Annotated in this window: 6 protein-coding genes and 1 pseudogene; 5 read left to right on the plus strand and 2 right to left on the minus strand. The window is 36.8% G+C overall.

Annotated features, from left to right (window positions below; translation table 11 throughout):
* Positions 1–190: 190 nt before the first annotated feature.
* Positions 191–574, minus strand: a complete 384-nt coding sequence (locus C7H19_RS24505; RefSeq protein ID WP_219907745.1) for a helix-turn-helix domain-containing protein — start codon at positions 572–574, stop codon at positions 191–193.
* Positions 575–946: 372 nt separating this feature from the next.
* Between C7H19_RS24505 and C7H19_RS24510 the strand changes: the two genes are divergently transcribed.
* The 5 genes from C7H19_RS24510 to C7H19_RS24530 all read left to right on the plus strand — a co-directional run bounded on the left by C7H19_RS24510 (position 947) and on the right by C7H19_RS24530 (position 7726).
* On the plus strand, positions 947–1381 hold the full coding sequence (locus C7H19_RS24510; protein ID WP_106459528.1) for a hypothetical protein: 435 nt from the start codon (positions 947–949) through the stop codon (positions 1379–1381).
* Between the two features lie 391 nt (positions 1382–1772).
* The gene (locus tag C7H19_RS24515) at positions 1773–2741 is read left to right on the plus strand and encodes a DUF5895 domain-containing protein (protein ID WP_219907746.1); all 969 of its coding nucleotides are present in this window, start codon (positions 1773–1775) and stop codon (positions 2739–2741) included.
* A 157-nt stretch (positions 2742–2898) separates the two neighbouring features.
* Positions 2899–5409, plus strand: coding sequence for a dynamin family protein (locus C7H19_RS24520; protein ID WP_106459529.1), 2511 nt, complete (start codon positions 2899–2901; stop codon positions 5407–5409).
* A 61-nt stretch (positions 5410–5470) separates the two neighbouring features.
* On the plus strand, positions 5471–6367 hold the full coding sequence (locus tag C7H19_RS24525; RefSeq protein WP_146136588.1) for a hypothetical protein: 897 nt from the start codon (positions 5471–5473) through the stop codon (positions 6365–6367).
* Positions 6368–6379: 12 nt separating this feature from the next.
* Positions 6380–7726 carry a hypothetical protein gene (locus C7H19_RS24530; RefSeq protein ID WP_106459531.1) on the plus strand — a complete coding sequence of 449 codons (1347 nt, stop codon included), beginning with the start codon at positions 6380–6382 and terminating at the stop codon, positions 7724–7726.
* Positions 7727–7916: 190 nt separating this feature from the next.
* On the opposite strand, the pseudogene C7H19_RS25435 reads toward C7H19_RS24530, so the two are convergent.
* Positions 7917–8096 (minus strand): annotated as a pseudogene (locus C7H19_RS25435) (IS4/Tn5 family transposase DNA-binding protein); the annotation flags it as partial.
* Between the last annotated feature and the right edge of the window lie 221 nt (positions 8097–8317).

The following is an 8317-nucleotide window of genomic DNA, read 5'->3' on the forward strand; positions in this document are numbered from 1 at the left end:
TTCTTCATCTTCTAGGTGGCACAAAGTTCTAAAAGCTAGATATTCTCTAGCTCTCAGCTACTCGTCACCCCGTGAGCATAGTGACTCTAGTTTATTAAAGGACTGGGGCGAGCAATGGCGATCGCATATTCTCTTGGCGGGGAAGGGCGATCGCTAATTTTTGGAGAAAATGATACAAGTGCTGCACTGTTCAAGCCGATTGAGATTGAGGAAGAATCGGTAGTAGTGAACGGGTTTGACTGTCCTTTTTTAAACTACTACCTATTTCTTTTTGTCCTCTTTTGGTTGAAATTTCCGTTTTCAATACTTTTGACTCATCAACTGGTTCAAAGTCACGGCTGTATTGAATTAAAGTTACTGGAGTAATTTCTTCATCTAAATCGAGTGCTAATTTATTAAGTGCATTACACAGACTATTTAAGGAGTCTCCATCAAGTCGAGGCATTGTATTTCCTTTTCGGAGATTAGAAACCGAATTGGTACTAATGCCCATCTCTTTTGCGAGATCGACAGCCTTGATGCTGTATCGAGCCATCACTTCACGTAACCGCCATCTAATCAAACTTACAGTCATAGAACGCTACACCTCAACTGTACTTCTCTGTCGATTTTAGCACAATAACAAAGTTAGACTTGTATAAATATGACTTTAAATTTACTAAATCATTGTCAGACTTGTTGACTAATCCAAGACAGACTTGTATAATTAATAGTTAGATAGGGATGAATGGTTTTTCTTTAAAAAGCAACATTCTTTTTCAAGTTCAAATGACAACATCTAACTTAACAATCTGCTCACCGATTCACGAAGCGTGAATTCTTAAAAATCGTAAAAGCGCGATTGTCTTTAGATAGAACTTGACTACCTATTAAAAAGAGCGGCAAATCTCTCACAATTACCGCTCCTAACTAAGTACATGACACATATTAATTCTTATCTTTCATCATGGCACAAACATCTGTATTATCACAAGTCTCAGCAAAGGCTCCCACAGCCACCTGTGCGGTTTGTCCCTTCTTTAAAGATTACAACGAGCCACGAGGTCGCGGTTGGTGCCAAGTTTTCAATCATTATGCGTTCCGTCATCACCTCTGCACTGATACCTGTCGATCAGCTATTCAACCTCTGCTTGAGGAGCAACCTGTCACTGTCAGAGTTGAGTTAGTCAGCAAGGAATTAGACCCAGATGAAGATACCCCTGTTCACCTTCATAGCTTGGTTGTCGAGGTAGCTGTAAGCAAACCAGATCGACAAAAAGTTAAAACTGCGATCCGCAAGCGGATCTGGCTTTGCCAGCACGCTCTCTTAGGCTACGCCTCTGAATATGACATTGCCTATCATTGGATACCTGAAAAGTTTGTGCCAAGCGATGCCATCTAAGTTTTCTCCTAAAGCGCGGTGGGTGAGTGAATGAAGCTCACCCTTTTCCATCGAATATAATTACAGGTATTAAGTGATGAATTTGTCAAACAAAGTTCTAATCAACAGTAATGACCAATGCTACCTAGTTTTGGGCAGAAGTATCGAAAAGAATTTGTACTATCTGCAAGAACTTAAAACCAATCGTCTCTGTAAATGCAATTGTTTTGAGTTGGAACACTCATTGCAAACTGGATTGGTACGAATTATTTCTGAGAATTTGGTTCAAAGTCACGAAATACGTCGTCCTGCTTAACCTCTCCTTCTTTTCAAATAACTAATACAATTGCATTAGTTAAACACGTCATTCAAATCACGAACATTAACACTGTACTAAACAAGGAACATAACAATGAACACTCTTGATACTCAAACTGACTACCTCCAAGAATTTGATGAAGATGTCAAAGCATCTTCGACTATTCCCTATTTACAAGTCCAAAATCCCCCTAACCTGACATTGGCTCAGATACAACAATACAAGCCTCCTTACGGTTGGTTTGTTCCTGATGAACAAGCCAAGTTGGTTGAGTTTACTGCTAATGACTGGTTTACCCCGACTCGTCTGACCTTTGGTGAGGATACTTCACAACCAAAACAAGTCGATGGTTGGCTAACGCAGCATATCAGGGTATCTGTCCTCCATAAGAGTGCAGGTATTGAAGTTCAAGAGAAGACGAACAGAGGATGGCACTATGCAGGGCAAGCATATAACAAAGGACAGTTAAGCAAATATGGACAATTAGCCGAGAGCGATAAAGAAAATTATCGTTTCAGAACAAGATATCTGTTAGTTTTCTTGGATCAGAACAATGAGCCTCTACATCGCATTCCTCTACAGTTAAGTATGGGCAGAGGTACAGGTGGTACATTTGACGCTGAAGTTAGACAGTTTCGAGGCGAAATTGAACGAGTCTTCTTCAAAATGCGCGGTGAACCAACCAAGACTTTGAGTGACCGCGCCCATGCTTTAACCGTCTTAGATCTTGAGTTAGGTATTCACAAAGGCGAGGGAAAAGCCCCGTTTATTGTCCCTGTTAAAAGACTGTCTCCTTCGGTTGATGGGATTGGAAATGAAGCAGTGGTTGAACGACGCGATCGTAAGGTGAAGTTGTTAGGAGAACCACTTTCATCATTGCTCATCTCGAAAAGTAGCGAGACAGGACAGTTTCTTGTGGGGTTGTGGCAAGAGTATCAGGACTTCCCGACTCGGTATAGTTCGGGGCAGGTAGAGCAGGAGGAAACGCCAGTTACGAATCACACTGCGGAGGCTTCAAGGGAATCGCCCTTTGAACCTGACTGGGGAGAAGACGATTTTTAAGGCGGCGGGAAGGCGATCGTTATTTGAGCAGGTGCGATCGCCTTTATCAGACATTTTTGGCTTCTCATACGGTTCAGAGATACTGTTAGTTTTAGATGCTTCTGAGGGAATACTTGAGGTAAGTGTTTAATTTCCGTTCAAAGGAACTGTCAATATAATGGATGTTCAGTCCAAATTAGAACTTACCCGAACCTTTCTAAAAGACTTAGGAATAAGCCTTTCTAACTTAGTTAATGCCTTCCCTGAAGTTTTTATTCATGATGAGATTAAGACTCGTCTAAAAGATTTTCAACAAGTTTATCAAGAAGCCGTTCAAAGACTAGAACATCCCAGCTTATGTATTGCCACCCTTGGGACAACTTCATCGGGTAAATCTACTATTGTCAATGCTTTGATGGGGAGACGCATCGCGCCCATTGAAGCGGGAGAAATGAGTGGAGGAGTTTTAAAACTGCGACATTCCCAAGAACGAAAATTAATCATAGAATCAACTCCTGATGCGGTTTGGCAAACAGGAGAATGGACAGGATTAAGTGATGAAGAGCTTTATAGACGTACTCAAGAGGTAATGCACACTTATCATGAAGCACGCAAAAAAAAGGATTATATTGCCCCACAGATAACCGTTGATATTCCTTTATTGCCAGCTTGCGATCTCAATTTATCCTGTTTACCGAAAGGGATAGGAATAGAATTTTTAGATTTACCTGGCTTAAAATCTGTACAAGATCGAACAAATTTAGCCATTATTCAGCCACAGGTAGGTAAAGCGTTTAGTTTGGTTGCTCTTGATTATATGCAGGTTGACGAGGAACACAGACAGCGTTTATTAAGTGAATTGAAACGGGTTGTTGAGTATCTTCAAGGGCGCACTGATTCGATGATTTTTATTTTAAATCGGGTAGATAATCGAGGTTCGGATGATTTACCTCTTGAAGTGCGCTTGGCGAAATTAAAAGAAGAAATTAAACAGGTTTTAGACCTTTCAAAATTACCTGATGTAATTCCCTTTAATGCTCGTCTTTTATATTATGCCCAATGTGCTTGGGGAACAACTCCGTTAAATACTTCCTCAACTGTAACTCAAGAGGAGCGAGCGCATTTACTTAAAGCTTTCTTTCGAGATTGTGCAAATACCATTGAAGAAAAAACCGAAAAGGATTTTGAGTTAAATGACTGGTTTAGTAATGTAAAAAGAACCGTCAAAAGAGATCAACCTATCAATGATGAAATCGTACGAGAAATTCTTCGTTATGCTTTTAAATGGAGTGGAGGAGAAGCGTTATGGCATTGTATTCAAGTTAGAGTTCAAGAATCCTTTTCGGAGTTGGTGATTTTGCCAGCTTTGCTGGATGTTTTTACCTATTTTGATGTTTTATCAGATGTTCTTAATATTTTAATTGATTCTCGCCAAATTTATAATCAAGAACAAGTTGAAGCAGAAAGAGATAAGATTACTAAAATCCGTCAGGAGTTACAGAAGAATATCAAAAAAGTTGATTCTAATTTTCAAGAGGAAATAAAGCAGTTGATTGAAGGCTTAAAGAATAAAGATCCTAAAATTCGTATTAAGATTAAAGAAGACGCTGAAAAAAAGGGACGTAAAGGGTTTTCCCTAATTTTTCAGGCTATTAATCAAGTGCAAGCAGATTTAACGGCATCTCTAATTCATCCTGTAAGTAATGCTTTTGGGTCTGATGAAGAAGAAGAAGTATCTTGTTATGATCTTGAAAACCAATTGAGAGAAGTCATTACGCCTCCATTAGCCAAAGATATTGCTAAAGCTTACGATCATGTAAGCCGTAGGATGAAAAAATTTACCTCTCAATCAGATTCTTTATACCGCCAAGTACGTGCAGATGACGAAAAAGCGGTCAAAGAATTAGAACATGATGAACGTTATGTTCGGTTACTTTATTACACGATGCGTCAAGCTATTACAGCAAGGGCAGAGTTTGCCTTACAAACTCAAGAAAAAATGTTTACAGAAGCTTTACAATCTTTAGTTAACGATCAAATCAAACGGTTAAAAGTTTGTTTGTATTCGCAAGAGTTATCCTCGATTAACCTTGAGCAAGCTGTAATTAGCGATGTACGCCAACGCTTGACCCAAAACTTACTATTTTTACCAGATAATTTATTTAAAATTACGGATACTATTGAACAACGTCGTCAAGAAAAATCAGAAGTAGTAGGAACAGAAATTTACTATGAAAATGTCAAAAAAACGAAATCAGAAAATTACACAGAATCTTATGAAGAAGGTTCTTGTTTTAAAACTACTAAAACTCGAACAAGAACTCGTCCTGTAGAATATATTGATCAAGAAAAAAGAACTCGTAATAAATATGAAAATATTGAATATACTGAACTTTTGTTACCTTCTCCTAAATTAATGAGTCAACAATGGTCAGAAGGAATTGAAAAAGAAAAAGATAAATTATGGAATATTTTGTGTGACTTGATTATAAAAAGATTAGATGCTGTTAGCGAAGAGTTTCAAGAATCGGTTATTAATCTTACTGATTTGACGGAATCTGCTTTAAATGAACAGTTAAAAATTATTCAGTTTAACTTTGAAGAAGAAAAGCAATTTTGGATTAATTTACAAAGTTACAAAAATCAAGTCAGCCAAATACGTCAAAAAGTAGAACAGGAAATTAAATAAAGTCACACCTATTAAAGTATTGGGTTTCCTTATCTCAAAAATTTTAGTTTTTGGAATGAAAATGGATAACAATTTTTCTCAAAAATTTAATCAGATTTATGAAGAAATTCAATCTAGAAAACAAAAATTTAATTCTGATGATTTTTACTATATTTTAGATAATTCTATTATACTTTGGTGTCAAAAGTTAAATATTGAGTGGCTCACTCCTTCTATTCTTGAAGGACAAAAACGCTATAAAATAGAAAGTTTGTTAGATTATCTCTGGAAAGATTTGAACATTCAAAAAGATCCTTCTATGTTTTCCATTTTTAGTAAAAATACCGAAGAAAACAAGTTATTTAATTTAGTTAAAGTTATTTTTAAGAAAATTAAGATACATAGTGATGTTGATATAAATTTTATCATAAGTCTGGGATTTATTATTACAGCCGTTGCTTATAGTATTTACTTACTTAATCAACATCAACTTCAACAGCCAGCATATCCTATAAAAAGTAATGTGTCACCTAGTCCATCACAATTACCTTCTTCTACTTCTAGTGTTCCATCATCAACCCCAGTTCAACCGAAAACTAAATATTTACTAATTTTAGTGATTTCTGCAACTCAAACAGCCCTTATTGATTCTCTAAAAGACAAAAGAAAAATTGAGTATGGTGATTGTGAAAAACTTTATAAAGCAACTCAATATTTATGCCAAAATAAAGAAACTTATCTAAAATATAAATGGGATAACTTAGAGCAGTATATTGTGCAGCCAGGCGTAGAGTCAGAATATGATATCCATTTAATCAAAATTGAACTCAATCAGGAAAATAAAAATTTTGAAAAAGATGTTAATCAATTAGATAAATATGATGCTTTTTTTGAATTGGTGGGTCTAGCTGATCAAGTTGAAATATCACCTCAACTTCAAATGGAAGCTTATGGTAATTTTGATGTTTATCATCGTTAAGATAGAAAAATTATGATTATAAATACTGATCTGTTAGTTAATAACTTAGAAATTATTCAAGGCTTACTCAGTGGTAAAATGGTTCGCTACGGCAGTGTCATCCGATGGGCGAAAGGAACTCCAAAAGCAGGACAGATTATTAAACATTTAGCTGAATCACCTGGAATTACGAGTAAATTAATAAGCTTACCTGTTGCCCCTATATCTACAGGAGTAGATATTATAGGTCATGGTCTGACTTACCATAAATTATTAGGACTTGATAGCCAATTAATTGGAGTTAGTCATCAATTACTGGGCATTGAAAAAACTCTAGGCTCAGTATTAGGTTTAACACAAATTGCTGCGGGGGCAAGTGTTTTAAATTTAGGAGTGAGTATTGCTGGCTTTGCTTATATGGGTTATAAACTCCACCGAATTCAACAATCTTTAGGTCATCTTCAACATACTATGGAAACTGGTTTTAATCGAGTTGAAGTAGGATTACGCCATCTTGACGATAAACTTACAGAAGGGTTTACAGTTATTTTAAAAGACTTAAATCATCTTGATAATCGTTTAGCTCATATTTCTGGACAACTGACTTATTTATATCTTTTAGTCCAAAATAGCCGCAAAAAACAAGAAAGCCTAGCTAAAGCAATATCACATCTTCATCAAGCCACATTAATTAAAGAAATAGCCTCCTTACAAGCCGAATTAGATGATCGCTCTCGATTTTCCGATGAATCCCCCAGAGAAGCCCTGAAAACCGCTTCCAGAGCGCGTTTATTCCTCGGTAGTGAAGCAATGAAAGTGACTCCAGAATTAGACGCAGAATTGATGTTAAATAGTGATGTTTCTATACAAGGTTGGGCAGTTGCCATTGCCACAGAAGCTAACTTGCTCCTAAAAATTGGAAAACATCAAGAAGCCAAACAATTATTAGCTAATGAAATCCCTAAATTTCAGCAAATTGCCGAAAGATGGACAGATAAATTTATTAATGATGATAATTATTATTTAGCGACTGTTTATCGCTATGATACACCTCTATTTAAAGAGTATATTACCCTAGAGCGAGTTGATCGAATCAGCCAAATTTCAACACGTGATCGCACTTTAAATTCTGAGCAAATTCGAGAAAAGAAAAACTTAGCCTCCGTAGAATTTGAAATGTCTTACAGTCAAGAAAAATATAACCAAGCATGGGTAGCTCAAAAAATTGCTCTAGCAGAATATTTAGATACTCTCAGTGAACTTGTGGCGAGGTTAGATAGCTTACAACATTTTGCCCATTTATGCCAAATCAAAGATGTTAAAAGTAGTACACAATTGTTACCCGATTCTAATACAGAGCCTGGATTATATCTTTTGTAAGAACAAGGTGAAAGTAGTCAAGCTGCAATTAACGTGCATTGAAGAGATTTTAAGAAACAAATTGTTTTTCTCTTTAATCTTTTGATTCTCGTCCTCAAAGGCGATCGCTTTTCTGCGAGTTAGACAAAAGCGATCGCCTACTCATCAAATTATCTTTGCGGTTTGGAGCATTAGAACCTACGACTGAAGCTCAAGCTGTAAAAGGCTTTGAGGGCAAATGCCACAATAGAGCTATCCCCTGCATCGCGGCGGCCTCTCGACTGGCGGCAGGCACACTACTTTCTAGCGCGGCTGATAAATCTTCTACTATTTTAATTAACCGCTTATTTAAGCGTTTATCTGCTAAATCTGCCCATTTTAATTCTTCTTCTGCCCAAGTCTTTCTTTTTCTTCCTCTTTCTCTTCTCGCTTTACTCTACCTCCATTTTCATTTCATCATTTTTTGAGTTTTGTTAAGCCAATCTGACTAATTATTTTCTTTTGTGTTTCTTAGTATTCTCTTTCTTGAATTCTTGTAGTCCCTACAAACGAGTGGAGGTCGGGAAGTCATAGGCTTTTTCAGGTATGGGGGCAACGAGTAGCTCCCGCCAA

It is taken from the genome of Aphanothece hegewaldii CCALA 016, from assembly GCF_003007785.1.
Lineage (GTDB): Bacteria > Cyanobacteriota > Cyanobacteriia > Cyanobacteriales > Microcystaceae > Chroococcus > Chroococcus hegewaldii.